The sequence below is a fragment of the Negativicoccus succinicivorans genome (genome assembly GCF_014207605.1).
Classification (GTDB): Bacteria; Bacillota; Negativicutes; order Veillonellales; family Negativicoccaceae; genus Negativicoccus; species Negativicoccus succinicivorans.
Genome location: NZ_JACHHI010000001.1, coordinates 38,045 through 62,248, shown reverse-complemented (window position 1 = coordinate 62,248; position 24,204 = coordinate 38,045). Strand labels below are relative to the sequence as shown.

Below are 24,204 nucleotides of genomic sequence, written 5' to 3'. Positions count from 1 at the left end.
TGCTTTTTTCTTTACCTCGGCTGACGGTTTTATTCTTCGTCAGACGTTGCTTCCGCCGTAACCTCTTCGGCTTCAGCAACATCTTGCACCGGAGCTTCATCCGCCGGCATTTCTTCCGTCGCGCCTTCCGCATGCTCCTGTACCTGGATCAGGCTGAAGCTGATGCGTTTGCGGGATTTATTAATGCCGATGATCTGCACTTCGACCATGTCGCCGTCTGCCAATACATCGCCCACTTTTTTGCTGCGATCTTTGGTAATTTCGCTGATGTGCAGCAAACCGGTCAAGCCGTCAGTCAATTCCACAATCGCGCCGAAATCAATTAATTTTACGACTTTTCCGACAACGGTATCACCGACTGCATAATTTTGAATGTCATCCATCCACGGATCCGGCAAAGTATCCTTGCGGCTGAAAGAAATACGCTGTTTTTCCGGATCGAACGATTTGATAATAACGTTTACTTCCTGGTTCGGTTCCAAAACGTCTTCGACTTTGTCGATTTTGTTCCAGGCTACATCGGAAATGTGCAACAAACCTTCAATACCGTTAACGTCAATAAACGCGCCGTACGGCATGATTTTCTTCACGATACCGGTAAGTTGCGTGCCCTGTTCGTACGCTTCCTTCATGTTTTCCATTTCCGTTTCGCGATGAATTTCGAGCATCGCTTTACGGCTCAAAACCAAACGGTTTTTCAAACGGTCCACTTCCAGTACTTTCGCCTGGAATGTTGTGCCCACGAGGAACGAGAGCGAGCGTACGAAACGCAGATCGCCCTGGGAAAGCGGAATAAAACCGCGCAACGATTTAATCTGGACGAGAAGGCCTGCTTTAATCGCTTCAATACCTTCGACTTCTACAGGTTCATCGTTAGCCAATGCCTGTTCGACGATATCCCAGTCTGCCAACCGATCCAATTTGATTTTGGAGATGTAGATCGTACCATCTTCTTTCACCGCATTGGTGATTTGCGCTTTGACTGTATCGCCGACCGCCAGTACATCCTTCATGGATTCCGGAGCCGGAAATGAATATTCACGCGCTTGGAGCACCGCTTCCGTTTTGTAACCAAACGAAACGTACGCTTCTTCATCGGTCAGGTCAACGACCGTGCCTTCTACGATGCTTCCTTTGTGAAAATCATAATTCATGTCCATCTCTTCAAAAGTTGTTTTCATATCATCCATTGCCAACAATACCTCCTCGATTATCCAGTCCGGTGTGGATGCACCGGCTGTGATGCCAACCGTCCAATCACTTTGAAACCATGACGAGCGTAATTCTGCAGCCGTTTCAATATGGTATGCCGGGGTGCCATTTGCTTTGGCAAGTTCATACAGACGGCGTGTATTGCCGCTGTGTCGGCCACCAATGACTACGATTACGTCCGCTATCTTTGCCAACTCCGCTACCGCATTCTGCCGCTCCGCCGTGACATTGCAAATCGTGCGATGGACATCAACATGATCCACTTTGTCTTTGACAAGAGCAAGCATCTCTTGGAATAGAGCCTGCGAAAACGTAGTTTGCGATACAACGCTTGCTTCAGAGAGGTGCGGCAAGTTGGCTAAATCGGCGGGCGTTTCCGCAACGATAGCGCGATCCATTGCCCATTCGGCAATGCTTTTGACTTCCGGATGATTTTTTTCCCCGAAAATAATTACCGTCTTACCTTCATTCACTAAGCGATTGGCTTCTTTTTGTGCCCGTACAACGTACGGACAGGTCGCATCGATAATCTTTAAATTTTTTTCATTAGCTCTATTATAACACGCCGGGCCTACTCCGTGAGAACGAATAATTACCGTTTCTCCTGGGACGTCATCGAGTGATTCGACATAGTCGATCCCCTTGGAACGTAGTCCTGCTACCACCTGATTGTTATGAATGATCGGCCCCAGCGTGACCGCGTCAGTCCCTGTTTTACTTAAGTCTTCCGCGATTTGCATGGCGCGTTTTACGCCATAGCAAAAGCCCAATTTTTTCGCTACAATAATCTTCATATCTTAGCCTTTATACATTTCATAAAGTTTTTCTATTCTTTCTCTAATCAAATTATTAACTTCTGTAATTTTTTCGGGAGTCGGTTTATCTTTTTCCACCATGACCGGTTCGCCAATGGCCACCACCGGTACCGATTTGCTCCACGGCCGCACGGTGTGAATTGCCGCTACGGGAACGATCGGCACACCAAGACGTAACGCCAGTGAAGCCATGCCGGTGTGGAAAGGACCCAAACCTTCATGCCGAATTCTCGTTCCTTCGGGAAAAATCCCCAGCAACTCACCGCGCCGAATAATCGCAAATGATTGTCGCATCGCCGCGCGATCCACTTTGCCGCGATGCAAAGGAACCATTTCCAAAACATTTAAAAATTGACGCAGGAAAAAATTACGAAATAATTCTTCTTTTGCCAAAAAATACACTTGCCTCGGCATGGCCGCAAAAACGATCGGCGGATCCCAGTTACTTTTGTGGTTAGACGCGATAATAACCCCACCTTCTTTCGGAACATTCTCCTGTCCGATTATTTTCGCACCGCCCAAAAAAATAAATAAAAATTTTGCAAGCAGGTGGAGAAATTTTTTGATCATGCCGTCACCTTCTTTACCATAGCCGTAAGCGTGTCAATTGTTTCTTCCCGAGTTAACGAAGTGGTATCCAACAAAATAGCATCTTCCGCTTGTCTGAGGGGAGAAATAGCTCGTTCCGTATCCTTGCGATCGCGTTCTTGAATATTTTGCACGATTTGCGCCATTGTCTGCGGCTCATCGGGGTGGTTTTCATTCCATTGTACCAAGCGCCGGCGAGCTCGTTCTTCCACGGAAGCCGTTAAAAACACCTTCAGCTCGGCATGCGGTAACACCACTGTGCCGATATCCCGCCCGTCCATGACGATACCGCCGTTTTCGGCAAGGCGCTGCTGCTCTTTGACTAAGTGTTGGCGCACGCAGGCATATGCGGCGACCTGTGAGACACAGGCCGATACCTCCGGACGACGGATATGAGCGGAAACATCACGATCATCCACCATCACTATCAGTTCTTCCTGATCATTTTTTACTTCTACCGTTAAATTTTGGACGACGGAGCAGACTTTTTCTTCCCGGTCCACCGGAACGCCTCGATGCAGTAATTCGCAAGTCAGTGCCCGGTACATTGACCCGGTGTCCAGGTATACATATCCCAGTCGTTTCGCCAGCGCTTTAGCGACTGTACTTTTACCGGCCCCCGCGGGGCCATCAATCGCAACCGCAATTTTTTTCATTGCTCCGACTCCTTTCCTGCCGCGCTAACGCCCGCAAGGTAGCCGGTAGAAAACGCTGCCTGTAAATTATATCCTCCCGTAAACGCATGGACATCCAAGATCTCGCCGGCAAAATAAATGCCTGGCACAATTTTCGACTCCATTGTTTTGGGATTTACTTCTTTGGTGCTGATGCCTCCCGCTGTAACAATCGCTTCGCGCAACGGTCGTGTGCCCGTCACCGTCAACGATAGGTTTTGCAACGCTTGACCTAAGCGTAACCGTTCCGAGCGGGAAAGATCCGCCGCCTTAACGTCACTTCCAATCCCGGCCGCCTGCAACATCGGTACAATCAAACGCTGCGGCAATAAATCGCGCAAGGCATTACTCATTTGCTGTAAATGATTTTTTTCCAAGTCTCGCTGGAGTCGGGCATCCAATACCTCGGGCGCAAGAGCCGGCTTTACATTCAAAGAAAGCGTTACTTTCTTGTTTTTTTGCAACGCCCGCGAAGCCGCATCACTTAAACGCAAGACAATCGGTCCCGATACGCCAAAATGCGTAAAAAGCATTTCGCCGCGCAAAGTCTGTTTCGCTTTACCGTCAATGTGCAATGTGAGTTCGACGTTACGCAACGAAAGTCCCTGCAATGCTTTGCACCATGCTTCTTCACAGACAAGCGGAATCAGGGAAGGACGTAGCGGTATTAAAGTGTGCCCCAATCCTTTCGCCAATTCATGTCCGCTACCGTCGGAGCCGGTTTGCGGATATGAAGCACCCCCGGTTGTCATAATCACAGCCGCCGCCGGCCAAGTACGTTCCGCGGTTGTCACTTCAAACGCAGTACCCTCTCGGTGAATTTCGCGCACAGATGCTTCCGTATGAATCTCCACCCCCGCTTTGGTGAGCGCCGTACGAAACGCACGACGGACCTCCTGTGCGGAGTCGGATTCGGGAAATACACGGCCGCCCCGTTCCACCTTTGTTTTTACGCCCCATGACGCAAGTAACGAAAGCAAATCCGTATTCGTAAAAGTATGGTAGGCGCTGTACAAAAATTTACCGTTGCCCGGCGTCTGGCGAATAAGTTCCTCCATAGACGCGGCATTCGTCAGATTGCAGCGTCCTTTGCCGGTGATCCCCATTTTAAGACCGAGTTGCGGCATTTTTTCCAGTAAAATCACTCGTGCGCCCGCCGTTTGAGCTGCATACGCCGCCATTTGCCCGGCGCAGCCGCCACCGATCACAACAACATTACGCATGCGTAACCTGCGCTTTAAGATCGCTTATTTCATTGGCTGTCAACGCTCGATAGCTGCCGCGCTTGACGCCTTGCAAAGTCAGGGTCGCATACCGTGTGCGTTTCAAGTTATGCACGCGAAAACCGAAGTGCTCACACATACGGCGCACTTGACGATTGCGACCTTCATGAATAGTGAGAACAATGGTCGAAAGTCCTGTCTTGACATCAAAAACAGCCTCGCTTACTTTTGCGGGAGCGGTTATGCCGTCTTCCAACGGCACGCCTTCGCGAAATGCCGTAAGCATTTTATCCGGTACTCGGCCTTTAATTTTAATTTCGTATTCTTTTTCCACTTCTGACGACGGGTGTTCTAACCGGTTGGTCAGGTCACCGTCATTGGTCAAAAGCAGTAAGCCCTCCGTGTTCAGATCCAATCGACCGACCGGATACAGGCGAACTTTTTCTTTTTTGAAATATTCCAATACCGTCGTCCGGCCCTCAGGATCGCTTAAAGTAGTGATGACCCCTTTGGGTTTATTAAACAGGAAATACTGCAGCGGTTCCCGTTCAATTTTTTTGCCGTCGACAATAATCGTGTCGCGTGTAAGATCCGCTTTTTGACCCAGTTCGCTCACTACTTTACCGTTTACTTTAACTCGCCCTTCGATAATCATCGTTTCAGCCGCCCGACGGGATGCCAACCCCGCTTGGCTAATCAATTTCTGAAGACGTTCTCTCATCGTTTTCGTTTACTCCCTGCTTCTGATAATAGTCCCGCCAATTTGTTTTGCGCTTAAAATACGGCGTGACATCATATAAAATCGGTCGTCCCGGCAATTCGGCGCGGCCGATCTCCATAATTAAATTCTTTTCCAGCAAATTCGCCAGCGTCCGTTCGCTTGAAACCCCACGTAAACCGTCAATTTGCTGCCGCGTCACGGGTGCTTGCAACGCCACAATGGCCAGCACTTCCAACGCCGCTTTACTCAAATGGAGCGGCGGCGCGTAACGTTCGGCCAACAGCTTACCGTACTCCGGTCGCGTACATAAGCGCCAACCTCCCGCAGTCTCCTGTACCAGCAGACCTGACTGCGATCGGGCGGCGTATCGGTCGGCAAGCTCCTGACAAAGTTGCGTCGCTTCACTCGTACCGACGTTGAGTACTTCTGCTGCTTGCGTCGTCGACACCGGTTCACCGGCAATAAAGAGCAGCGCTTCAAGTGCTGCGAGTTGTTCCGTTGCCATAACCTAATCTCTCCACATAAATGCCTGTACCGATTTCCCGCACCATAATCGTTCCCTGCCAAATCATTTCTAAAACTTCTAAAAACAGCGTCAGTTGTTCCCAACGATTGGCCAGTTTTTCAAAGTATGGAATAAGATCCACCGAGCCATGTTGCATCGCTTTTAAAAATGCTTCTCGCAACGGTTTGGGATCCAACTCCGGGATCGGTTGCCAATCCGCCTCTGCCGGCTCTTCTTTTTGAGTCAACCGCTGCCAAACACCGGCTAATCGTTCCATACTGACGCGCAGCGTATACTCCGAAGCTTGTAAAGGCGTAGGTTCTTTTTCCAGAAAAAACGCATTCTCCGCCAAGCGTGTTTCAATTTCACTTTTTACCGTTTGAATATGCTCCCATGCGATCAATCTCTCGGCAAGTTCTTGCCGCGGATCTTCTTCCTCTTCTTCCGCGGGTGCTTTGGGCAGCAGACTGCGCGCCTTGATCGCTAAGAGCGTTGCGGCCATTTGGAAAAATTCCGTTCCCAACTGCAAATTAAATGCTTCCGCGCGCGCTAAATAATCCATATATTGCACCGTCACCGTTTGGATCGGAATATCGTAAATATCAATTTTTTGTTTGCGGATTAAGTGCAATAATAAATCCAGCGGTCCGTTAAACACCGGTAAATTAAATTGCACCGTACTAACTGCCATAGGTCACACCCTTATCTCATAATCTTTATTATATCTGATCCATTGTCGAGACGCCAACTGCTGTGAGATATCGTGAAAACATGGCGGCAATAAAAAACGGGCCAAAGCCCGTTTTTTATTACTGCAAAAAGCTGCCTACCCATGAAAGAGCAGCTGCCACAAGTGCGATCACAATAAAAATACCGCTAAACCCCAAAAACACCATACCAAATAACAAACCGGCTCCCGCCACCGCCAGTTTCACAGGCAGCGGCAAATCTTCCCAACGTCGTACAATCACGCGTGTGCTTTTCGTATCTTCGGCGGTTCCTTCGGCATCGAAGGTCGTGCCGTGAAATGCATCGCGTTCTTTTTTGCTAATCACGCGCGGTTCATCCGCACGGGTTGTTTTTTCTGTATGTTGTTCCTGCCACATAGTTTACTCCTGCAATTCTTTGACCAAGAGCTGGTTCACTACCTGCGGATTAGCGCGGCCTTTCGTTTTTTTCATGATCTGGCCGACTAAAAAGCCGATTGCTTTTTTCTTGCCCGCACGATAATCTTCTACCGATTGCGGGTTAGCGGCGACCACGTCATGAATCAACTGCGTTAATTCACCGGTATCGGAGATCTGTTTCAAACCTTTCGCTTCAATGATCTCATCCGCCGATTTACCCTGTTCCCACATATCGCGGAAAACAGTTTTAGCGATTTTACCGGAAATGGTTCCGTCAGCGATCTTGGCCAGCATTCCCGCGAGTCCCTGCGGACGAACCGGCGCCATAGCCGGGGTTTTACCGGCTTCGTTCAGCAGCATCGAAAAATCGCCCATCAGCCAGTTCGCGCCTTCTTTCGCATCCGCACCGGCGGCTACGAGTTCGTCAAAATATTCCGCCATCGAGCGCGAAAGGGTAATGATGCCCGCGTCATAATCGGAAAGTCCGTGTTCCTGCATTAAACGGGCTTTGCGTGCATCCGGAAGTTCCGGCAATGCCTGCCGAACGCTTTCGATGTATTCATCGGAAATCGTGAACGGCACCAGGTCCGGTTCCGGGAAGTAGCGATAATCGTCCGCTTCTTCTTTGACACGCATCGTTGCTGTCGTACCTTTGCTTTCGTCCCAGGTACGCGTTTCCTGTACAATTTTTTCGCCGTCTTCCAGGGCTTCCGCCTGGCGTTGGGCTTCATACTCGATGCTGCGTGCTACGCCGCGAATCGAGTTGATGTTTTTCATTTCCACTTTAGTGCCGAGTTTGGTTTCGCCTACCGGGCGCACGGAAACGTTAGCATCGCAACGCAGGCTGCCCTCTTCCATCTTGACGTCGGAAACCGCGATATATTCCAAAATCGAGCGGAGTTTTTCCATATACGCGGCTGCTTCGGCACCGCTGCGCAGATCCGGTTCCGAAACGATTTCCAACAACGGTACGCCGGTACGGTTATAGTCGACATTGGATGAATCAGAATCCGTAATGGTCGTGCCGCTGTGCACCAGTTTGCCAGCGTCTTCTTCCATATGGATACGGGTAATGCCGATGCGACGTGTCTCACCGTCTACTTCGATATCCAAATAGCCGTGTTCGCAAATCGGCAAATCGTATTGCGAAGTTTGGAAGTTTTTCGGCAAATCGGGATAGTAATAATTTTTACGGTCAAATTTCGTAAAGTTGGCGATTTTGCAGTTCAATGCCAGGCCGGCACGAATAGCAAAGTCGACGACTTTTTTGTTGAGAACCGGCAGCACTCCCGGCAGGCCCAAGCAAACGGGGCACACATTCGAGTTCGGTTCCGCGCCGAATGTGGTTTTGCAGCCGCAGAAAATTTTTGTTGCCGTTTTTAATTCGGTATGGACTTCTAAGCCGATAACACTTTCGTACTTCATTACTTCACCTCTCCCAGAGCCGCTACTTTTTGCGTATCCGGCCGCGCCTGCTCAAATGTATAGGCCGCTTGCAAGAGCCGTTCTTCACTCAAGTTGGGGCCGATCAACTGCATCCCGATCGGCATGCCGTCGGCAAATCCGCAATTCATGCTGAGCGCCGGAATGCCCGCCAGATTGACCGGTACCGTGCAGACGTCTTCCATATACATGGCCAGCGGATCATTGATTTTATCACCGAAGCGGAATGCCGTATCCGGCACCGTCGGCGTAACTAAAATATCCGCTTTGGAAAACGCGTTGGCAAAGTCTTCTTTAATCAGTGTGCGTACTTTCAACGCCTTCATATAGTAGGCATCATAATAGCCGGCGCTCAATACATACGTGCCGAGCATAATACGGCGCTGCACTTCCGCCCCGAAACCTTCGGAACGGGTTTTTTTGTACATTTCAATCAAATTTTCGCCCGGTACGCGCAACCCAAAACCGACGCCGTCATAACGGGCGAGGTTGGAGCTGGCTTCCGCCGGTGCCACGATATAGTAAGCGGAAATAGCATATTTAGCGCGCGGCAATGAAACCGGAACGATTTCCGCACCCAATTCTTCATACGTCTTCAACGCATCTTCGACCGCTTTTTTCACTTCCGGCTTAATACCGTCCGTAAAATATTCCGCCGGTACGCCGATGCGCAAACCTTTGACATCGCTTTGCAGCGCGTTCGTATAGTCGGGGCGTTCCCCTGCGATACTGGTCGAATCCTTCGGATCGTGACCGGCGATCGCATTCAATACGATGGCGCAGTCGGTAACATCCTGCGTCAACGGTCCGATTTGATCGAGGGAAGAGGCAAATGCCAGCAGACCGTAACGGGAAACCAATCCGTATGTCGGTTTCAACCCGACCAAACCGCAATAGGAAGCCGGCTGACGAATCGATCCGCCGGTGTCCGAGCCCAATGCCCACAATGCCGAACGTGCCGCTACCGCCGCCGCGCTGCCGCCGCTGGAGCCGCCGGGCACGCATTCCGTATTCCACGGATTTTTGGAAGGGCCGTAGGCCGAGTTTTCCGTCGAACTGCCCATCGCGAATTCGTCCATGTTCAATTTGCCGAGGGATACATAATCTTGCGCCTGTAATTTTTCAACGACCGTCGCATTGTACGGCGCGATAAAATGTTCCAAAATTTTTGACGCTGCGCCGACCGGTTCACCGTCACTGCAAAGATTGTCTTTGAGTGCGCCCGGAACGCCCGCGAGAGGAGCAATCGTTTCGCCGGCGGCAATTTTATCATCGACTTTTTGGGCGGCCGCCAGCGCACGCTCATGCGTATCGTGCAGATAAGCGTGAATTTCCGGCTCCACCTTTTCTTTATGCTGAATAATCTGTTTTGTTAATTCCACCGCCGAGATCTCTTTGGCAAGCAGACGGCGATGACTTTCATGTATGGTCCACGCGTTCACAATAATCCTCCATCCCTACATAAGTTTCGGTACTTTGAAATAACGTCCGTCACGTTCCGGAGCGTTCTGCAAAGCCTTTTCATGATCCAGAGACGGTTGCGGAACATCTTCCCGCCACACATTGGTTAATTCCACCGCATGTACAGTCGGCGGAACATTTGATGTGTCCAATTCATTGAGTTCTTCCATATAGGTTAAAATCGTATTCAACGACTGACCCAGTGTCGCCGCCCGTTTCGGATCCCATTCCAAACGCGCAAGGTGCGCCACCTTAACCATTTCTGCCGCTGTTAATTCCATGGCATTCCCTCCTCATAATGGCTTTATTATAGCATAGCTGGTATTGGTATCGCGGGTAAAATCACGGTTCGATTTTCGCCACGGCATTTTCAAAATCGTCTTCCGTCCAAATGGTAATGCCGAGTTTCTCCGCTTTTGCCAGTTTACTGCCGGCATCTTCCCCCGCCACAACCAGGGTTGTTTTACTGCTGACGGAGCTTGCTACCTCGCCGCCCTGCGCAACAATCAGATCCGCTGCTTGCGTGCGATTAAAGCGGGGCAGCTTTCCTGTTAAAACTACTTTTTCACCGCTAAAAATGCCGTCCGCTGCCGGTTCACTTACTTCTTCATCGGTAACTACGCCGAGATCTTGTAATTTATGAATAAACGCAATGGATTGCGGCATTTGTAAATACGTATATAAACTCTCGGCAATCGTTTCCCCGATGCCGTCCACCGTCGCCAATTCCTGCGGTGTCGCCGTTTGCAATTTTTCATACGTCGGATATGCGGCCGCCAGCAGACGGGCCGCTTTCGTGCCGACATAGCGAATACCGAGTGCAAACAGTAAGCGTGCCAGTCCGCGTTCCTTGGTTTCGGCAATCGCGTTCACCAGGTTTTCCGCGCGCTTTTTTCCGAACCGGGGCAGCTCTACGAGATCTTCCACGCGCAACGTATATAAATCCGCCGCGTCATGCAGTAAGCCGTGCTCCAACAACAAGTCAATCACTTTGGGGCCGACTCCGTCCATATTCATTGCCTGGCGAGACGCAAAATGAATTAATTTTTCCCGCAGAATCCCCGGACAGCTCGGATTTTGGCAGCGGTACGCCACCTCTCCGGGAATACGTGTCACTTCACTGCCGCATACCGGACACTGGTGCGGCATTACAAACGCCGATTCACTGCCGTCACGGTCCTCGGTAATGACGCGAATAACCTCGGGAATGATTTCTCCCGCTTTGTGAATCAAAACCGTGTCCCCGACGCGAATATCCTTTTCCGCAATGTAGTCCGCGTTGTGCAAAGTCGCACGGCGTACCACCGTACCCGCGAGCGACACCGGTTCCAAATCCGCCGACGGTGTCAGCACGCCGGTGCGTCCGAGCGTCACGATGATATCCGTCACTTTGGTTTTCGCTTCTTCCGGCGGATACTTGTACGCGATCGCCCACCGCGGCGCTTTGGCCGTGTACCCGAGAGCAAGTTGCTGCGCGAAATCATTTACCTTAATAACCAAGCCGTCGGTATCGTACGCCAAATCTCGCCGCGCCGTCTCCCAACGCTCGATTTCCGCGCCGATCTCTTCCACAGAATGCCAGAGATGATAGTTCGGATTGACGGAAAAACGATACTCCTGCAGTGTTTCCAATAACTCACGTTGTGACGTAATGCCGGTTTCTTCCGCATTGCCGATGGCGTACGCAAAGAAATCCAGTTTGCGCGCCGCGGTCACGCGCGGATCCAGCTGACGCAGCGAACCCGCGGCCGCGTTGCGACAGTTGGCAAACGGCGCTTCCCCATTTTCATCGCGAGCTTCATTGAGCTCGACAAACGCCTGGCGCGGCATATATACTTCCCCGCGAATGTCCAATCGCGCCGGCGCATTTTTTATAAACAACGGTAACGAGCGAATCGTCTTTACATTGGCGGTAACATCTTCACCGACTTCACCGTCACCGCGCGTCACGCACTGCGTCAAATGGCCGTTTTCATAAATCAGATTAATCGCCAGCCCGTCAATTTTAAGTTCGGTGACGTATTCTACTTGCGAGGCGCTGCCTAAACGCTCCTGAATGCGTTTAGCGAACGCATCGACCTCACCAATGTTGAATGCGTTCGCCAAACTGTATAAGGGAAACTGATGCGTTACTTTACTAAACGCCCCCGACGGTGCTGCCCCGACGCGTTGTGTCGGTGAGTCCGGCGTAATCAATTCCGGATGCGCCGTTTCCAATTCGACCAATTCCCGATACAATTTGTCAAATTCAAAATCGCTGATTTCCGGCTGATCAAGCACATAGTATAAATAGCTGTGGTGTTGTAACGTTTCGCGCAATTCCCGTGCGCGTTCAGCGGCAGTTTTCTCAACCATGGCTTACTCCTTTGTTAAAGGTGCGAATTTTACCATTACCAGGCGCACCTGCCTGCCCGGAAATTCTAATTTTAATTGCATGCGTTCGCCTTCACCGCGCACTTCCACCACCGTACCGAGCCCCCACTTCGTATGGCGCGCCCGATCGCCGACCCGCCAGTCATAGCGGGCGTTAACCTTGCCTTTCGGCGCGGTGACACCGACAGAAGCGTTGCTGACTACACGTTGGCCGGTTCGTTTCGCCCGATCGGCCTGTCCCCAACGGATACGGTTTTTATTTTCTTTCTTTTCAATCAGATCTTCAGGGATTTCACCGACAAAACGACTCACCAAGTACGGATTGGTGCTGCCGAACACGGTGCGGGAACTGGCGTGCGTCAAATATAAAATTTTTTCCGCACGCGTGATCCCGACGTAGCATAAACGCCGCTCTTCTTCCAGTTCATCCGGCGCGAAAAGCGTCCGCGCATGCGGGAAAAGTCCTTCATCCATACCGATCAAAAAGACGATGGGAAATTCCAAACCTTTGGCGCTGTGCAACGTCATCAAGGTAACCTTTTCGCTACTTTCTTCAAATGTATCGACGTCATTTACCAGCGCGACCTGTTCCAAAAAGCCTTGTAACGTGGGCTCTTCCGTTTCATCTTCGTAAGTTTTGGCAACGGACACCAATTCGCCGATGTTCTCGACGCGGCTTTGCGCGCGCGGATCCGTATCATTTAAGAGGCTGGTAATCAATTCGGTATGCGCCAGCACTGCTTCCAAGAGATCAGTGACGCTTTCGGTCGTCGCCGTATTCATCAAATCCAACATCAAAACACTGAAAGCACTCAGCTTTTTGCGCGTACCGGCATTTAACGACTCAATTCCGTCCGCGGCCATAATCATTTCAAACAGCGACACGCCCTGTAGCCGCGCGGCGTCCTTAACGCGGCTTACCGTAGTGGTGCCGATACCGCGTTTTGGAACATTGATAATGCGCTCCACGCTGACATCGTCGCGCGGATTTTGCAACACTTTTAAATACGCCAACACATCTTTGATTTCCTGGCGATCGTAAAAGCGCGTCCCCCCGACAATGGTATAGGCGATACCGCGTCGTACCAACGCTTCTTCCATCGCGCGCGACTGCGCATTGGTGCGGTACAACACCGCCATATCGCCGTATTTCGCGGGAGTTTCACTCACCAGACGCTGCATTTCACCGGCGCAAAACTGCGCTTCGTCCGTTTCGGAAACCGCTTCGTAGTAGTAAATCGGCTCGCCATCCGCCTGATCCGTCCAAAGATTTTTGCTGGGGCGGTGCTCATTATTTTCAATGACATGATTAGCCGCATTCAAAATTGTCTGCGTCGAGCGATAATTCTGCTCGAGTTTCAATACTTTCGCCCGCGGATAATCCCGTTGAAAATCAATAATATTCTGCACATCGGCGCCGCGCCATGAGTAAATACTCTGGTCCACATCGCCGACCACGCAAAGATTTTGCTCGGGGCCGACCAGCATTTGGGTCAGAACGTATTGTGCGTGGTTGGTATCCTGATACTCATCGATCAAAATATAACGAAAGCGGTTCTGATACGCCTTACGCACATCCGCATGACGTTGCAAAATAACCGCCGGCAGTAGCAATAGATCATCGAAATCCAACGCATTGTTGGCTTGCAATATCGCTTCATAGCGAGCGTAAACTTCAGCGGCTTTTTCCGCAAAGAAATCGTCCGCCGCTTCTTGCGCCGCCCGCGCGTTTTGCAAATTATTTTTCGCATTGGAAATGCGCGCCTGTAACGCATTCGGCGCAAACTGCTTATCGTCGAGGTTCATCTCTTTTAAAATGCCTTTGACGACCTGTTGGCTGTCTTGCGCATCATAGATCGTGAATTGGCGCGTATACGGCGGTATGACATCGATTTCGCGCCGTAAAAAACGCGCGCCAAACGAGTGGAAAGTGCTGATCCACATATGATCCGCTGACGCTCCCACTAATTTTTTTACGCGCTCTTTCATTTCCTTCGCCGCTTTATTGGTAAAGGTAATCGCCAAAATTTCCTGCGGCGAAATCCCCTGCTCCAGCATGTACGCAATGCGACTGGTTAAGGCTTTGGTTTTGCCCGAACCGGCGCCCGCCAAAATCAAAACCGGGCCTTGAATCGTTTGCACGCCTTCGCGCTGCTTGTCGTTCAATGAAGTAAAGTAATCTGTCATCCGTTCTCCCAAGAAAAAAAGGTTGCCGGAGCAACCTTTTTATAATGCCCCCAGCAGTGGCGGAGCGACCTGTTTTTTACGCGACATCACGCCCGGCAAATGCAATGTTTGCGCGTTGCCTTTGACCTGAAACGCCGCTTCGATCGCGGTTTCCACCTGACTGGTGTACAGCAGATCCGTCGATTCCTCTAAAATATCCGTGACCATCAAAAAGGATGCCTCATAATTATGGGCGGCGCGATCTTCTTCCAGCAAGCGTAAAAGCTCGTCGCGTTGCGCCAAAATCGGTTGCGTATCCATGACGGAAAGCTGAGCAATACTGAATGTTCCTTTTTTGCCGTCAAATTCTTTTTTATCGGTCAGGACCAATTCCGCTGCCGTTTTGTCGGAAAGATCGGCACCGGCTTTGAGCATGTCCATGCCGTATTTTTCATAATCGACGTCGGCGATTTGCGCCAGCTCTTGCACGGCTTTGCGGTCCCGTTCCGTGCACGTCGGCGAGCGGAACAACAGGGTATCGGAAATAATCGCCGACAGCATCAGGCCCGCCATTTGTCGCGGAATTTCAATGTCGCACTGCTGATAGAGCGAATATAAAATCGTCCCCGTGCAGCCGACCGGTTCAATGCGTATCAAAATCGGCTGATCCGTCGTGAAATCGCCGAGGCGATGGTGGTCAATCAATCCCTGCACATCTGCGTCAGGCATCCCGTCTACGGCTTGCTTGCTTTCATTGTGATCGACTAAATACATCGACTGACCGGCTTCTACCCGCGTCACCAGCTCCGGCGCTTCGCTGCCGAAGTAGTTCAATGCAAATGCCGTTTCTTTATTGATTTCGCCGGCGCGAATCGCTTTGGCTTCTTTCCCCTGCGCCCGTAACCAGTGAGCGCAAACCAATGCGGAACAGATCGTATCCGTATCCGGACTCTTGTGGCCCGACACTAAAATCATTTCTGCCATTTTGTCACCTCATCATTTGAATTAAAATATTCTGCTATTTATTATACCATGAAGCACGTTGGCATTCAGAAAAAGAGCCCGTCAAATGACCGGCTCTTTTTCTTATTCCTTGCTTTTTTTGCTGTCGTTACCGATGCTTTCAATCGCGACGAAGAGCATCGGAATCATGAAGATTCCCAGCGCCGTCGCCGTCAACATGCCGAAGACGACTGTCGTGCCCATTTCACTGCGCGAAACGCTGCCCGCGCCGGTGGAAAGCGCCAACGGTAAGCACCCCAAAATAAATGCCAATGAAGTCATCAAGATCGGACGCAAACGAATTTTGGAAGCCTCGATGGCTGCTTTAACGTGATCCATACCGTGATCCACACGGATTTTGGCGTATTCCACGATCAAAATCGCGTTTTTCGCGGCTAATCCGATAATCGTCAGCAGACCGATTTGGAAGTAAATGTCATTGTTGATGTTAAAGAGCCAGCCGAAGAAAGCCACGCCCAAGAATCCGGCCGGTACCGAAAGAAGCACGGAAAACGGAATTTTCCAGCTTTCGTACAAAGCGGCCAGCGAAAGGAATACGAACAGCAGTGCCAACGACATAACGTACAGCATTTGGTTGCCCGCTTTGATTTCCTGTGCCGACTGGTCCGCAAATTCAAACCCATAGCCGGAGGGCAAGACTTCCGTCGCTACTTCCTGCAACGCTTGGAGCGCTTGACCGGAACTGTAGCCGTTCGCCGCATTACCGCCCACTTTGATCGCCGGGAAATTGTTAAAGCGAGTCAAAATAGCGACCGACCCGCGTTGTTCCGGCGTAATAAACGAACTCAACGGCAGCATCTCGCCTTGCTGATTACGTACCGTCAATTCACGATTGGCATTCGGCGACATTCGGAATTCCTGATCCGCCTGAGCGATGACTTTGTAACTCTTACCAAACGCGGAAAAATCGTTAATCTGCGTGCCGCCGTAGAACATGGAAAGCGCCGTATTGATATCAGCAACGTTAACGCCGGAGCGCGCCGCTTTATCGCGATCTACATTAAAGTGGTACGCCGGCGTGTCCATGCGGAACGTCGTATATGCCGAAGCGATTTCGGGTCGCTGATTGACTTTGGCCAAAAATTGCTGCGCGACTTCAAACATTTTCTCCGTACTGTCGCCGCTGCGATTTTGCAAGTACATCGTAAAACCGCCGGTCGCCCCCAAGCCCGGAACCGGTGGCGGATTCATGGCGATCACATTCGCTTCCGGCGTTTGAAAGCCGAATCCGAACGCTTTACCGACGAGCGCCTGAACGCTCTGCTCACGAGTAGTACGTTCATCCCAATGTCTCAATTTGACAAATGCTATACCGCTGTTTTGCTTCAAACCACCGGACAATATATCAAACCCGGTAACGCCCATAACGTGTTCCACGCCCGGCTGTTGCATCATATAGTTCATATACTTTTGGACGACAGCGTCGGCACGTTGCGAGGTAGCCCCCTCGGGAAGTGATATCGAAGTAATGAAATAGCCGTTATCTTCATTCGGCACGAATGCGCGCGGCATTTGCATGAAGAAGAACAGACCAACGATCGTCACTGCCGCCAGACTTAAAATTGCCACGCCGAGTTTATGTACGAAACTATCCAACGCGTTTCCGTACGATTCGACGAGTCGATCAAATTTCTCGTTAAACGCATGGAAAAAACGATCATGGAAAGTTTCTTTATTCAAATTGTCATTTTCCGTCAGCAACATCGCGCACAGCGCCGGCGTCAAGGTCAGCGCGACAAAGGCGGAAATCCCTACGGAAACAGCAATCGTCAACGCGAACTGCTTGTACAGTACGCCCATAATGCCGCCCATAAAAGCAACCGGTACGAATACCGCGATCAGAACAACCGCGACGCCGATAACCGGCCCCTGAACTTTTTCCATCGCAAGAATCGTTGCTTCCCGCGGCGATTTATGATTGTAGCGCATTTCATACTCGACCGCTTCCACGACGACGATCGCGTCGTCGACAACGAGACCGATCGCAAGCACCATCGCAAAAAGCGTCAACGTATTGATCGTAAAACCTAACACGGTAAAAGCGGCAAATGTGCCCAACAACGATACCGGCACGGCGATCATCGGAATCAATGTCGAATGCCAGTTCTGCAAGAACAAGTAGACGATGATCAATACTAAAATCAACGCCTCCACGAAGGTATGCAATACGGCTTCCAAAGAGGCCGAAACGAAATCGGTATTGTCGATGACGATATTATAGGTCATGTCATCGGGGAACGTTTCCTGCGCTTTAGCCAGTTCCGCCTTAATCGCATTAATCGTTTCCAGCGCGTTCGCGTCACTCGTCAGCGAAAAGGCGATGCCGGCCGTAGGTTTCCCGTCCGCGCGGGCGATAAAGTTATAGTCCGCGGCATCGAGTTCGACGCGTGCCACATCTTTCAAATGCACCACGCTGCCGTCCGGGTTCGACCGGAGTACAATTTCTTCAAATTGCTGCGGATTCGTCAACCGCCCGTCCACCGTAATCTGGTATTGAAACTGCTGGGTTTCGGGCGAAGGATTTAAACCGATAGAACCGGCCGACGCTTCCTGATTTTGCATTCGCACGGCCGCGGCGATATCGCTCGCGTTAATTTTATATTGCGCCATGCGCGCCGGATTTAGCCATACGCGCATCGCATAATCGGAGCCGAACTCCTGAACATTGCCGACCCCCGGGATCGATTTCAACGTATCCATGTAGTTCAAGCTGAAATAGTTCTTTAGAAACGTCGGATCATAGGTGCCGTTCGGACTGGTCAAGTTGATGACCAAAGCCATATCGCTCGTCGATTTTCTGATGTTTAAGCCTAATTGCCGCACGATATCCGGCAACATGGCTTCCGCCTGCGCCACTCGGTTTTGCACCTGAACGGAAGCAAGGTCAGCGTCCGTACCCGTTTCAAATTGAACGGATAGCGAATACAGACCGATGGACGAACTTGACGACACCATGCTGTCAAAATTATCTACGCCGATAATTTGCTTTTCAATCGCTTCCGCTACCGACTCGCTCAACACCTCGGAGCTCGCGCCGGGATACATCGCGCTGACCTGTACTTTCGGCGGCGCAATGACCGGATACCGATCCACCGGCAGACCGAACATCGCCAGACCGCCGACGATCGAGATGACCAAAGCGATAACGATGGCAAAAATCGGTCGATCAATAAAGAATCTTGCCACAATTTCCTCCTTACTGCTTGCCGGCAGCAGGAGCTGCCTGTTTCGTCTGCGGATGTTCTACTTCATCGCGCGAGAGCATTTTCACTTGGACCGTCTGGCCGTTGCGTACTTTCACTTGTCCTTCGACCACTACCGTGTCACCGGCGACAATACCGGAGGTAATGACGACATACGGACCGTACGTCGCGCCCACTTCCACCGGGCGTTGCGACACTTTGTGTTCCGCGTCCACTACGGTCACGATTTTCTTATCCAATAAAGGTTGTACCGCTTGCGCCGGAATTAAAATACTGTTGCGCGCGATTTCCGTGTCGGAAATAACCTGTACAAACATACCCTGACGCAGTATTTGTTGCGGATTCGTAAAGCTTGCTTTGACGGTGAATTGACCGCCGCCGCCCGACATGTCTTGATCAATTACAACCACCTGACCGGTCTCACCGTACTGCGAACCGTCAGCGAGCTGCAATTTCAACTCCTGTCCCCACGCGCCGGACGAATTTTGCCGCTGCGTCATTTTCAAATATTCCGCTTCCGTCAGATCAAAGGTAACGAAAATCGGGTCGGTGGATGAAATCGTCACCAACGGCGTTTGCCCCGCCGCAACAAAATTTCCCACCGGTAAATCATCGACACCGAGCGTGCCGCTAAACGGCGCGCGTACCACCGTATCGGCGACGTTATCACCGGCAATAGAGGCCTGCGCTTCGTTGGCTTCCACCACAGCGAGATATTGTTCTACCAGCGCCTGTTGACGCGTAAATTGCTGATCGGAGATCGCGCCTTGTGCAATCAACGTGCGGTACCGCTCCAGATCCTGCACGGCGCTTTCATAGTTCGCGCGAGCTTGCGCCGTATTGGCCTGCGCCGCCGCCAGTGATGATTGGTATTGACGCGCGTCAATGCGGTAGAGCGCCTGCCCTGCCGTCACCTTCTGACCGCCCTGCACATATTTTTCGACAATATAGCCCGTCACGCGCGCCTGTACCGGCACCTTTTGCTGGGCTTCCACATGGCCGCTGTATTGCTGCAAAAGCGGCGTATCCGACTGAAATGCGGTGAACGCATTCACAAGCGCCGGCGGCTGTTGTCGCGCTGCCGCGCCGGCGGCTTTTTTCTGGTATGCGCCATAACCCCAAAAAAGTAACGCCAGGATCACTACCGCGCCGAGCGCCATCCAAATATGCTTACGTTTCATCATGTTCCTCATTTCTTCGGCAAAATGCCGGTAAGTACGACTGCGATACTGTCTTCCAGAGATTTCATATATTGTTTCGCATCATTATTTTCTACATACTTGCTCGTCGCGAACACCATGAGCGATTGTAAGATAAAAATCAACACCTGAATATCCGGTGTCTCAATATTCCCTGCTTCTTTTTGTCGCGTGAGATAGGCTTCCAAACGCTCCCATTCATTTTCCGAACGCGCAAGCAGTTTTTCTTTGACATTCGGATAATGGCGTAACAGTAAGCCCAGCAGTTCACTGGTTACAATCGTATAATCTTTGGACGACGGAATAAAATAATCATGCAAAAACCGTTCCACCGGGATCTCCGCATCCTCCATTAATTTGTGGTGGTATTCTTCCCAACGATCCATGCGCACCAAAAAAATCGTCTCAATTAACTCTTCCTTTGAAGCGAATTGTTCATACAATGTGCGCTTGCTCATGTTGAGCGCCGCGGCGAGCTCATCCATCGTAAACTTGGTGCCGCGTCGGGTAATGACTTTTTCTGCCGTTTTTAAAATTTTGTCTTTCATTGCTGCCTCTGTTTGAAAACTAAATTATTTTTTCAGTACCAGTTTATTGTAACAAGCTTTATGAGTCAATGTCAATCAAATAAGCGGCTAATGATTAGCCGCCTATTTGCGAATTTTTCATTCATTTATGTAAATTTTTCAAGCTTACTTTAACTACCGCTTTACGAATTGAGGCGGGGTCTTGCGGCGCCAGCAAAGGTCGATGCAAATCCTCCGGCGTGAAAATACTGAAACGTCCCGCTTGATGATGAATCATCGCGCCCGCGGCAAGCGACTCCGCCGCATAGAAGTACACATCATCATCCGGACGGTCTTCCTCTACCTTTCCCAAAAGCAGCGGCGCCCACTCCACATTTTCCGCGCCGCTAACTACATACTGGATATCAAGATGGCGGCGATGCGCTTCCCAGCGACATTCTTCCACAGCCTTCGTCTTGCCCGTTTCAATATTCATGTAATCGCCGTCATACAGCTCCATCCGTCCATCTGTCATTTCATCCCAATTCGCATTGCGAAGCATCTCTAAATATTTATAAACGCGTTCATGTAGATGATCCTGATACTTCCGCAATAAACTCAGTTCGCCGCTAAACATGTACATTCCCCCTTTATGCTCTTGCTTTCATTATAGCTTGGCCCGTCGTTTGCGCAAATAAAAAAGCACTCAAGCGAGTGCTTTCGGTAATAACTTTGATTATATGTAACCGTCTTCAATATCCCAGGCTAATTCAGTAATTTTATCGGTATCCGTTAAGTTTTCTTTCTCAATAATGCCTAATAACTTCTGCCGCTGTTCATCAGTTTCCAAGCATTGTGTCGCTAGCATTAAAAAGCAAGGATCATCCCATATCGAGCTCAGCACATCCACCAATTTTCGTTCTGTCTTGCTCAAGTTGTGCAAACTGATCACTTGTTTTGTTCGCCAATGATACACCTCATTGCCCATAGCAATCCCCCATTGCCTGTTTTTCACTCCCGGATAAATTCATAGTTGTTAGAGCCATCATCTTTAAATATACCCTTCTTCAATATCTAAAACGGCATATATAATGTCATCCGGATCTGTCAGTTTTTCCCTCTTAATGATATCCAACAGCTTTTGCCGTTCTTCATCTGTCCCCAAAAGGACAACTGCGTTCAACACAAAGTGCGGATTATCCCAAATCCCCCTCAGTTTATTAACCAGCTCTAGCGTGGTATGGCTCTGAATTTTTGAATTAACAAGTCTCGTTACCTCTTCATCAGTCCAACGTATCGGATCTTTACCTTTTATCATCATATCACGCCATCTGCAATATCTAATTCTAATTCGACAATCTCACTGGGATCTGTAATATTCTCTTTTTCAATGATGTCAAGCAGCATTTGTCGTTCCGCATCGGTTTTCAATATGACTAACGCTCCTAATAGAAACTCCGAATCGTCCCAAATGTCGCTTAACTTATTGAACAGCTTCACCGCGGTATGGCTTTTGACTTTTGAACGAACAAGCAGTGCCACTCTGTCCATAATATCCTCTCCGAGTCTTTACATTACTCTATATCAACTCATCTCTGATATCTAATGCAAGGTATATAATTTCACCGACATCCGTCAAGTTTTCTTTCTTGATGATGTCCAACAACTTTTGGCGCTTCTCATTGGCGCTTCTCATCGGTTTTTAGCGTAACAACTGCAAGCAATGGGAAATGAGGATTATCCCAAATCTCTCTCAGTTTATTAACCAGCTCTAGTGTGGTATAACTCTGAATTTTTGAGTTAACAAGTCTCGTTACCTCTTCATCAGTCCAATGCGTCGGATCGTTACGTTTTATCATCATATGTAACCGTCTTCAATATCCCAAGCTATTTTGGTAATTTCATCGGTATCCGTCAAGTTTTCTTTCTCGATAATGTCTAATAATTTCTGTCGCTGTTCATCAGTCTGCAAATGTACAACGGCGATTAACAAAAATTCAGGGTTATCCCAAATTTCTTGCAATCGGTGAACCAGCCGTAACGTTACATAGCTTTTGATTTTTGAGTGCACTAGTCGCAACGTTTTATCCATATCTGCACCTAAATTCTCTTTTTCCTCACAATAAGATAGTCGTTAAATCCATGATTTTCAATGTCGTAAGCATAATCACCAATATGCTTCACCAGATACTTTTCGTTTCGTTCTTCTTTTGTTAAATTTGTATGGAGTTCATGCATTACTTTTGCATACTCTTTCGGCGGCAGCCGTACCTCTTTACGTCCTCTTGATTTCATTCTACTCGCGTTATCAGCAAAGGCAAGCCCTCTTTCGGCGAATCGCCCCTTTTTGTCGCGTGGGTGTTCATCTTCGCTAAAAGACGCATTATGGTGCATCATTTTCTCCCAACGCCTTACCCGCTCAACGTTAGGGTTACTTACCGACACGCACTGTTTTCCGCCTGCATCACGTTTCATGCCCGTTTACCACGATCCTTTTCGGCCAAAGAATAACCCGCCTATCAATAGGCGGGCATCTTTTTATTCTCCTGCGGACTTTGCGATCCATACTCCGCTCGATATACCGCAATATTCGATAAATCACACGGAAATTATCCATTTTTACTGCCTCCGGCCCAACAAAAAACCGCCCGGCATAACGCCTCGGCGGTCTTTATTCGCTCTCTTTGTATTCTTCCTTGAGATACGGTTTCAACACATCGGGAATCTTGCATTTGCGCCAATCAAGTTTTTCATAAACTTCGTCAACAAACGCACAACATTCAGGATCCCCTTTTTCCTCTCCATATTCGATCAGTTTATCCAAAAAAACGAGCGGTAGTCCTTCAAAAGGATTCCATGATAACTCTCTAAACTCAGCCATCACTTTACCTCCTTCCAGCTAACTAACCTTGACTCTTCATATTGATCAAGTATTTCAATAATGGCATCCTTAGTACTTGTATTATATCTATTCATTATTAAATCCGGCAACTTTTGTATCAAAGAAACAGTATTCGTTTGCTCGATCTCCAGTAATTTTATATTCATACACACCTCCTTCTATGGTAACCACATACCTTTTATAATGCCTGTGCACTAATACCGAGAACAAATCACTGCCCGCAGGTGGGTTACTGTTCGGGTGGCTATGCGAAGTGATAATCTTTCCTCGATTGTGGCTGATTATTTTTCCAATCTCATCCATATGTGGTCTTTTGCGAGACCTTGCACAACACTCTTTTTACTGCTTCAATTCCTACCACAACAATTCGGTTATCATCTTTGTCGCCGTATTGCTCATCTAATTCTATATCAAACGCTTTGCCCGCATCCCAACTTTCAACTACATAGCCTTTTCTTCCATCCGCTAGCTCTATGTAATCATATAAATCTATTCTTTCTTTTTCGTCACATAGCATGATGTCAATCTTACCTCCCCGGCCTTTTTATCTTTAATCCACGCCGTAACAATGGATGCTGTTTTTCCGTCAATTAATTTAAATCTCAAGAAGGCTTTGCAACATATGTTATTTCCACAATCTCATCCTCTTTTATGGTGAACGGAGGAGCTCCGGTTTCTTCAACGTCCCCGTCTTCTACTAAATAGTAGCCTTCGAGCGAATCGTCAATAATAACAACTTCTTTTCCGTTTCGCAATAATACACAATCTAATTCTTTCGATTGCATTAGTCCCCCCTCCTTTTCTTTTCCGGTCTCAAATACTTTTCCAATTCGGGACTATCAAGCGCCATTTCCGTTAGGAACATTTTACATGCAGCATCTTCCGTATCGAACAAGTATTGCTTATAAATAACATCTCGCTCAACAATGTAAAATCGGTATTTATCCTTAATCCTATCCAAACACAACGCTACCTCTGCCAGTGGCTTATCTTCTTCAATAGAATAGTTCTCATCCCAAATATCATGCTTTTTCATTATTCTTTTTACGTCGGCAAATGTCAT

Annotated in this window: 28 protein-coding genes; all 28 read right to left on the bottom strand. The window is 49.3% G+C overall.

Annotated elements, in window-relative coordinates:
* Positions 1-29: 29 nt before the first annotated feature.
* Entirely contained in the window at positions 30-2,006 is a 1,977-nt protein-coding gene (locus HNR45_RS00390; protein WP_081944070.1) for a bifunctional 4-hydroxy-3-methylbut-2-enyl diphosphate reductase/30S ribosomal protein S1, read from the bottom strand.
* 3 nt (positions 2,007-2,009) lie between these two features.
* Complete coding sequence (locus HNR45_RS00385) at positions 2,010-2,597, bottom strand: lysophospholipid acyltransferase family protein (RefSeq protein WP_159822081.1); 588 nt, start codon at positions 2,595-2,597, stop codon at positions 2,010-2,012.
* The gene (cmk, locus tag HNR45_RS00380; protein ID WP_024049158.1) at positions 2,594-3,271 is read right to left on the bottom strand and encodes a (d)CMP kinase; all 678 of its coding nucleotides are present in this window, start codon (positions 3,269-3,271) and stop codon (positions 2,594-2,596) included. The genes HNR45_RS00385 and cmk overlap by 4 nt, the downstream gene beginning before the upstream one ends.
* Positions 3,268-4,512 carry a BaiN/RdsA family NAD(P)/FAD-dependent oxidoreductase gene (locus HNR45_RS00375; protein ID WP_159822083.1) on the bottom strand — a complete coding sequence of 415 codons (1,245 nt, stop codon included), beginning with the start codon at positions 4,510-4,512 and terminating at the stop codon, positions 3,268-3,270. The genes cmk and HNR45_RS00375 overlap by 4 nt, the downstream gene beginning before the upstream one ends.
* On the bottom strand, positions 4,505-5,233 hold the full coding sequence (locus HNR45_RS00370; protein WP_159822084.1) for a pseudouridine synthase: 729 nt from the start codon (positions 5,231-5,233) through the stop codon (positions 4,505-4,507). The genes HNR45_RS00375 and HNR45_RS00370 overlap by 8 nt, the downstream gene beginning before the upstream one ends.
* Entirely contained in the window at positions 5,205-5,738 is a 534-nt protein-coding gene (gene scpB, locus HNR45_RS00365; protein ID WP_024049161.1) for an SMC-Scp complex subunit ScpB, read from the bottom strand. The genes HNR45_RS00370 and scpB overlap by 29 nt, the downstream gene beginning before the upstream one ends.
* Entirely contained in the window at positions 5,710-6,429 is a 720-nt protein-coding gene (locus tag HNR45_RS00360) for a segregation and condensation protein A (RefSeq protein ID WP_159822086.1), read from the bottom strand. The genes scpB and HNR45_RS00360 overlap by 29 nt, the downstream gene beginning before the upstream one ends.
* Positions 6,430-6,547: 118 nt before the next feature.
* Positions 6,548-6,844 carry a hypothetical protein gene (locus tag HNR45_RS00355; RefSeq protein ID WP_034436530.1) on the bottom strand — a complete coding sequence of 99 codons (297 nt, stop codon included), beginning with the start codon at positions 6,842-6,844 and terminating at the stop codon, positions 6,548-6,550.
* A 3-nt stretch (positions 6,845-6,847) separates the two neighbouring features.
* Complete coding sequence (gene gatB / locus HNR45_RS00350; protein ID WP_159822088.1) at positions 6,848-8,290, bottom strand: Asp-tRNA(Asn)/Glu-tRNA(Gln) amidotransferase subunit GatB; 1,443 nt, start codon at positions 8,288-8,290, stop codon at positions 6,848-6,850.
* Entirely contained in the window at positions 8,290-9,750 is a 1,461-nt protein-coding gene (gatA, locus tag HNR45_RS00345) for an Asp-tRNA(Asn)/Glu-tRNA(Gln) amidotransferase subunit GatA (protein WP_159822090.1), read from the bottom strand. The genes gatB and gatA overlap by 1 nt, the downstream gene beginning before the upstream one ends.
* 15 nt (positions 9,751-9,765) lie before the next feature.
* Positions 9,766-10,050 carry an Asp-tRNA(Asn)/Glu-tRNA(Gln) amidotransferase subunit GatC gene (gatC, locus tag HNR45_RS00340; protein WP_024049166.1) on the bottom strand — a complete coding sequence of 95 codons (285 nt, stop codon included), beginning with the start codon at positions 10,048-10,050 and terminating at the stop codon, positions 9,766-9,768.
* Positions 10,051-10,111: 61 nt separating this feature from the next.
* Entirely contained in the window at positions 10,112-12,124 is a 2,013-nt protein-coding gene (gene ligA / locus HNR45_RS00335) for an NAD-dependent DNA ligase LigA (RefSeq protein ID WP_159822092.1), read from the bottom strand.
* Positions 12,125-12,127: 3 nt separating this feature from the next.
* Entirely contained in the window at positions 12,128-14,329 is a 2,202-nt protein-coding gene (gene pcrA / locus HNR45_RS00330; protein ID WP_159822094.1) for a DNA helicase PcrA, read from the bottom strand.
* A gap of 39 nt (positions 14,330-14,368) precedes the next feature.
* Positions 14,369-15,292 (bottom strand): manganese-dependent inorganic pyrophosphatase, encoded by a 924-nt coding sequence (locus HNR45_RS00325; protein WP_159822096.1) that lies wholly within the window; start codon positions 15,290-15,292, stop codon positions 14,369-14,371.
* A 102-nt stretch (positions 15,293-15,394) separates the two neighbouring features.
* Positions 15,395-18,517 (bottom strand): multidrug efflux RND transporter permease subunit, encoded by a 3,123-nt coding sequence (locus HNR45_RS00320; RefSeq protein ID WP_159822098.1) that lies wholly within the window; start codon positions 18,515-18,517, stop codon positions 15,395-15,397.
* 10 nt (positions 18,518-18,527) lie between these two features.
* Positions 18,528-19,718 carry an efflux RND transporter periplasmic adaptor subunit gene (locus HNR45_RS00315; RefSeq protein WP_235020570.1) on the bottom strand — a complete coding sequence of 397 codons (1,191 nt, stop codon included), beginning with the start codon at positions 19,716-19,718 and terminating at the stop codon, positions 18,528-18,530.
* 5 nt (positions 19,719-19,723) lie between these two features.
* A complete protein-coding gene (locus HNR45_RS00310; protein WP_159822100.1) occupies positions 19,724-20,281 on the bottom strand; it encodes a TetR/AcrR family transcriptional regulator in 558 nt (185 codons plus the stop codon).
* Between the two features lie 121 nt (positions 20,282-20,402).
* Positions 20,403-20,876 carry a NanQ anomerase/TabA/YiaL family protein gene (locus tag HNR45_RS00305; RefSeq protein WP_159822102.1) on the bottom strand — a complete coding sequence of 158 codons (474 nt, stop codon included), beginning with the start codon at positions 20,874-20,876 and terminating at the stop codon, positions 20,403-20,405.
* 99 nt (positions 20,877-20,975) lie between these two features.
* Positions 20,976-21,227 carry a hypothetical protein gene (locus HNR45_RS00300; protein WP_159822104.1) on the bottom strand — a complete coding sequence of 84 codons (252 nt, stop codon included), beginning with the start codon at positions 21,225-21,227 and terminating at the stop codon, positions 20,976-20,978.
* A 63-nt stretch (positions 21,228-21,290) separates the two neighbouring features.
* Positions 21,291-21,560 carry a hypothetical protein gene (locus HNR45_RS00295; protein ID WP_159822106.1) on the bottom strand — a complete coding sequence of 90 codons (270 nt, stop codon included), beginning with the start codon at positions 21,558-21,560 and terminating at the stop codon, positions 21,291-21,293.
* The gene (locus HNR45_RS00290; RefSeq protein WP_159822108.1) at positions 21,557-21,790 is read right to left on the bottom strand and encodes a hypothetical protein; all 234 of its coding nucleotides are present in this window, start codon (positions 21,788-21,790) and stop codon (positions 21,557-21,559) included. The genes HNR45_RS00295 and HNR45_RS00290 overlap by 4 nt, the downstream gene beginning before the upstream one ends.
* A gap of 307 nt (positions 21,791-22,097) precedes the next feature.
* Positions 22,098-22,331 carry a hypothetical protein gene (locus HNR45_RS00285; protein WP_159822110.1) on the bottom strand — a complete coding sequence of 78 codons (234 nt, stop codon included), beginning with the start codon at positions 22,329-22,331 and terminating at the stop codon, positions 22,098-22,100.
* Between the two features lie 8 nt (positions 22,332-22,339).
* The gene (locus HNR45_RS00280) at positions 22,340-22,714 is read right to left on the bottom strand and encodes a hypothetical protein (protein WP_159822112.1); all 375 of its coding nucleotides are present in this window, start codon (positions 22,712-22,714) and stop codon (positions 22,340-22,342) included.
* A 196-nt stretch (positions 22,715-22,910) separates the two neighbouring features.
* Entirely contained in the window at positions 22,911-23,120 is a 210-nt protein-coding gene (locus HNR45_RS00275; protein WP_159822114.1) for a hypothetical protein, read from the bottom strand.
* Positions 23,120-23,287 (bottom strand): hypothetical protein, encoded by a 168-nt coding sequence (locus HNR45_RS00270; protein WP_159822116.1) that lies wholly within the window; start codon positions 23,285-23,287, stop codon positions 23,120-23,122. Before HNR45_RS00270 ends, HNR45_RS00275 begins: the two co-directional genes overlap by 1 nt.
* 149 nt (positions 23,288-23,436) lie before the next feature.
* Positions 23,437-23,658 carry a hypothetical protein gene (locus HNR45_RS00265; protein ID WP_159822118.1) on the bottom strand — a complete coding sequence of 74 codons (222 nt, stop codon included), beginning with the start codon at positions 23,656-23,658 and terminating at the stop codon, positions 23,437-23,439.
* Positions 23,659-23,743: 85 nt separating this feature from the next.
* Entirely contained in the window at positions 23,744-23,926 is a 183-nt protein-coding gene (locus HNR45_RS00260; RefSeq protein WP_159822120.1) for a hypothetical protein, read from the bottom strand.
* Entirely contained in the window at positions 23,926-24,204 is a 279-nt protein-coding gene (locus HNR45_RS00255; RefSeq protein ID WP_159822122.1) for a hypothetical protein, read from the bottom strand. Before HNR45_RS00255 ends, HNR45_RS00260 begins: the two co-directional genes overlap by 1 nt.

What these genes read in the sequence shown, in the direction of transcription:
- HNR45_RS00390 (WP_081944070.1), bottom strand. Translation starts at nt 2,006, where the DNA reads ATGAAGATTATTGTAGCGAAAAAATTGGGCTTTTGCTATGGCGTAAAA.
- HNR45_RS00385 (WP_159822081.1), bottom strand. Translation starts at nt 2,597, where the DNA reads ATGATCAAAAAATTTCTCCACCTGCTTGCAAAATTTTTATTTATTTTT.
- cmk (WP_024049158.1), bottom strand. Translation starts at nt 3,271, where the DNA reads ATGAAAAAAATTGCGGTTGCGATTGATGGCCCCGCGGGGGCCGGTAAA.
- HNR45_RS00375 (WP_159822083.1), bottom strand. Translation starts at nt 4,512, where the DNA reads ATGCGTAATGTTGTTGTGATCGGTGGCGGCTGCGCCGGGCAAATGGCG.
- HNR45_RS00370 (WP_159822084.1), bottom strand. Translation starts at nt 5,233, where the DNA reads ATGAGAGAACGTCTTCAGAAATTGATTAGCCAAGCGGGGTTGGCATCC.
- scpB (WP_024049161.1), bottom strand. Translation starts at nt 5,738, where the DNA reads ATGGCAACGGAACAACTCGCAGCACTTGAAGCGCTGCTCTTTATTGCC.
- HNR45_RS00360 (WP_159822086.1), bottom strand. Translation starts at nt 6,429, where the DNA reads ATGGCAGTTAGTACGGTGCAATTTAATTTACCGGTGTTTAACGGACCG.
- HNR45_RS00355 (WP_034436530.1), bottom strand. Translation starts at nt 6,844, where the DNA reads ATGTGGCAGGAACAACATACAGAAAAAACAACCCGTGCGGATGAACCG.
- gatB (WP_159822088.1), bottom strand. Translation starts at nt 8,290, where the DNA reads ATGAAGTACGAAAGTGTTATCGGCTTAGAAGTCCATACCGAATTAAAA.
- gatC (WP_024049166.1), bottom strand. Translation starts at nt 10,050, where the DNA reads ATGGAATTAACAGCGGCAGAAATGGTTAAGGTGGCGCACCTTGCGCGT.
- ligA (WP_159822092.1), bottom strand. Translation starts at nt 12,124, where the DNA reads ATGGTTGAGAAAACTGCCGCTGAACGCGCACGGGAATTGCGCGAAACG.
- pcrA (WP_159822094.1), bottom strand. Translation starts at nt 14,329, where the DNA reads ATGACAGATTACTTTACTTCATTGAACGACAAGCAGCGCGAAGGCGTG.
- HNR45_RS00325 (WP_159822096.1), bottom strand. Translation starts at nt 15,292, where the DNA reads ATGGCAGAAATGATTTTAGTGTCGGGCCACAAGAGTCCGGATACGGAT.
- HNR45_RS00315 (WP_235020570.1), bottom strand. Translation starts at nt 19,718, where the DNA reads ATGATGAAACGTAAGCATATTTGGATGGCGCTCGGCGCGGTAGTGATC.
- HNR45_RS00310 (WP_159822100.1), bottom strand. Translation starts at nt 20,281, where the DNA reads ATGAAAGACAAAATTTTAAAAACGGCAGAAAAAGTCATTACCCGACGC.
- HNR45_RS00305 (WP_159822102.1), bottom strand. Translation starts at nt 20,876, where the DNA reads ATGTTTAGCGGCGAACTGAGTTTATTGCGGAAGTATCAGGATCATCTA.
- HNR45_RS00300 (WP_159822104.1), bottom strand. Translation starts at nt 21,227, where the DNA reads ATGGGCAATGAGGTGTATCATTGGCGAACAAAACAAGTGATCAGTTTG.
- HNR45_RS00295 (WP_159822106.1), bottom strand. Translation starts at nt 21,560, where the DNA reads ATGATGATAAAAGGTAAAGATCCGATACGTTGGACTGATGAAGAGGTA.
- HNR45_RS00290 (WP_159822108.1), bottom strand. Translation starts at nt 21,790, where the DNA reads ATGGACAGAGTGGCACTGCTTGTTCGTTCAAAAGTCAAAAGCCATACC.
- HNR45_RS00285 (WP_159822110.1), bottom strand. Translation starts at nt 22,331, where the DNA reads ATGGATAAAACGTTGCGACTAGTGCACTCAAAAATCAAAAGCTATGTA.
- HNR45_RS00280 (WP_159822112.1), bottom strand. Translation starts at nt 22,714, where the DNA reads ATGAAACGTGATGCAGGCGGAAAACAGTGCGTGTCGGTAAGTAACCCT.
- HNR45_RS00275 (WP_159822114.1), bottom strand. Translation starts at nt 23,120, where the DNA reads ATGGCTGAGTTTAGAGAGTTATCATGGAATCCTTTTGAAGGACTACCG.
- HNR45_RS00270 (WP_159822116.1), bottom strand. Translation starts at nt 23,287, where the DNA reads ATGAATATAAAATTACTGGAGATCGAGCAAACGAATACTGTTTCTTTG.
- HNR45_RS00265 (WP_159822118.1), bottom strand. Translation starts at nt 23,658, where the DNA reads ATGCTATGTGACGAAAAAGAAAGAATAGATTTATATGATTACATAGAG.
- HNR45_RS00260 (WP_159822120.1), bottom strand. Translation starts at nt 23,926, where the DNA reads ATGCAATCGAAAGAATTAGATTGTGTATTATTGCGAAACGGAAAAGAA.
- HNR45_RS00255 (WP_159822122.1), bottom strand. Translation starts at nt 24,204, where the DNA reads ATGACATTTGCCGACGTAAAAAGAATAATGAAAAAGCATGATATTTGG.